The sequence below is a fragment of the Kineococcus vitellinus genome (genome assembly GCF_009906315.1).
Taxonomy (GTDB): domain Bacteria; phylum Actinomycetota; class Actinomycetes; order Actinomycetales; family Kineococcaceae; genus Kineococcus; species Kineococcus vitellinus.
The window spans coordinates 1-2,172 of the sequence record NZ_JAAALL010000467.1 but is presented as its reverse complement, the minus strand read 5'-3'; the positions used below and the strand labels follow the sequence as shown (position 1 = coordinate 2,172).

Sequence of the window (2,172 nt, the reverse complement as noted above, 5' to 3'; positions counted from 1 at the left end):
GGCGGGGCGGGGCCGGCCGTCGCCCGAACCGGTGCCGCGGCCCTCTCCCGGCACCACCGGCCCCCGGGGGTGCGCGAGGATGGGGGGATGCGCGAGCGCACCAACCCCCGGCGAGCCGGACGGACCACCCCCCACGCCGAGACCCACGCCGAGACCCACGCCGACCCGCACGGCGAACCCCCGGCGGGCGGGCAGGCGTGGCACGAGCTGCCCGACGCGCTGCTGACCGACCTCGAGCGCGCCGGCTACTACCCGGCGCTGGTCGCCGACTGCCTGCGCACCGCCGTCTCCGGCGAGCCGGTCGGCGCGCACCTGGTGCACCCCGAGACGACCTTCGACGCCAACGAGGTCCGCCGCCACGTCACCGTGCTGGCCACCACCCCCACCCGCCTCGTCGTCGCCCACGCCGACGACCACGGCCCCGACGAGACCGCCAGCGAGGCGTACGCGGTCTGCTCCACCGAGAGCGTGGCCCTGGACCGGGTGCACTCCGTCGTCCTCTCCCAGGTCGTCACCCGCCCCGCCGAGCACCGCCCCGGCGCCGTCCCCGCCGAGGTCAGCCTCACGCTGGGCTGGGGCGCGGTGCAGCGCGTCGACCTCGAACCGGCCTCCTGCCCCGACCCCGACTGCGAGGCCGACCACGGCTACACGGGCTCGCTGACCGGCGACGACCTCACGGTGCGCATCGCCAGCGCCGCCGAGGGCGCCGACGCGGTCGCCGGGGCCCTCGCCTTCGCCCGGGCGCTGTCGGCCGTCACCTCCCGCTGACGCCGCCCGTGCCCCCCGTGCTCCCGGCGGCCCCCGCGTACGGCACCGACACCCTCGCCGACCTGCTGCCCGCCGTCGGGCGCGCGCTGGGCGTCGACTCGCTGGCCGCGGCCTCCCCGCGGCTGCTGCTGCCGCGGGCGCAGCGCATCTGCCTGGTGCTCGTCGACGGCATGGGCGACGTGGCGCTGCAGGCGCGCTCCGGGCACGCCCCCACCCTGCGGCGGTGGCGCTCGCAGGGCCTGCACCGCGTGCTGGGCGCCGGTTTCCCCACCACGACCGCCACGAGCATGGGCCTGCTGGGCACCGGCCTGCCCCCGGGCGGGCACGGCCTCGTCGGCTACGAGGTCCTCGACCCCGAGCGCGACGAGCTGCTCAACGAGCTGCAGTGGAACGGGCCCGTCGACCCCCGCCGCTGGCAGCCGCACCCGACGGTCTTCCAGCAGGTCGCGGCCGGCGGCGTCGACGTCGTGCGGGTCGCGCCGCCGCACTTCGACGGCTCCGGGCTCACCGAGGCCGCGCTGCGCGGCGGGCGCTTCGTCGGCACCCCCGAGCGCCTCGAGGCCCGCGTCGACGCGGCGGTCACCGCCGTGCGCTCGGCCACCGAGCAGCTCACCTACCTGTACTGGGGCCGCCTGGACGCCACCGGGCACGCCGAGGGCGTGGACTCCTGGCAGTGGGGGGAGGAGCTGGGCCGCGTGGACGCCGCGATCGCCGAGCTCTCGCGCCGGCTGCCGCGCGGCACCCTGCTCGTGGTCACCGCCGACCACGGCATGGTCGACGTCGCCGCCCCCGCCCGGATCGACCTCGCCCACGAGGACGCCCTGCGCGCCGGCGTCCGGCACGCCGGCGGCGAGCCGCGCGCCGTCCAGCTCTACGTCGAGCCCGGTGCGGCGCCGCAGGTGGCCGCCGCCTGGCGCGAGCGCCTGGGCGCCTCCGCCGACGTGCTGCTGCGCGAGGAGGCCGTCGCCGCCGGCTGGTTCGGGCCGGTCGAGGAGCGCGTGGCCCCCCGCATCGGCGACGTCCTCGTCGTCATGCGCGAGCAGGTCGCCGTGGTGAACTCCGCCCGCATGCGCCCGGACACGCTGCGCCTGGTCGGCCAGCACGGGGCGCTCAGCGACGCCGAGCGCCTGGTGCCGCTGTTCTGCGTGCCCTGCTGACCGCCCGCCGGACCACCGGTCGGCCGGCGGTCCGGCGGGCGCTCAGTCCTTCTTCGTCCCGAACATGATCTCGTCCCAGCTGGGGACGCTGGAGCGCTTGCCGGCGCCGCCACCGCCTCCGCCGCCCGCGCCGCCGCGCCGCTGCGAGCGGTTGCGCCGGCGCGCGGGTGACCGGGTCTCCGGCTGCGGGTGGGCGGCGGTCTCCGCGGCGCCCTCCCCGGGCTCCCCGCCCGCCTCCCCGCTGGTC

At 78.8% G+C, this 2,172-nt stretch carries 2 protein-coding genes and 1 pseudogene; 2 read left to right on the top strand and 1 reads right to left on the bottom strand.

Annotated features, from left to right (window positions below; genetic code table 11):
- Positions 1 to 87 precede the first annotated feature (87 nt).
- Together GTQ99_RS22505 and GTQ99_RS22500 are read left to right on the top strand one after the other, a co-directional pair.
- Positions 88 to 768, top strand: a complete 681-nt coding sequence (locus GTQ99_RS22505) for a DUF5998 family protein (protein ID WP_205708049.1) — start codon at positions 88 to 90, stop codon at positions 766 to 768.
- A gap of 8 nt (positions 769 to 776) precedes the next feature.
- Positions 777 to 1,925 (top strand): alkaline phosphatase family protein, encoded by a 1,149-nt coding sequence (locus tag GTQ99_RS22500; RefSeq protein WP_166617901.1) that lies wholly within the window; start codon positions 777 to 779, stop codon positions 1,923 to 1,925.
- A 42-nt stretch (positions 1,926 to 1,967) separates the two neighbouring features.
- On the opposite strand, the pseudogene GTQ99_RS22495 reads toward GTQ99_RS22500, so the two are convergent.
- Positions 1,968 to 2,172, bottom strand: a pseudogene (locus tag GTQ99_RS22495) (hypothetical protein); the annotation flags it as partial.

Excerpts from the sequence above, each read along its gene's own strand:
- GTQ99_RS22505 (WP_205708049.1), top strand. The coding sequence starts at position 88 with ATGCGCGAGCGCACCAACCCCCGGCGAGCCGGACGGACCACCCCCCAC.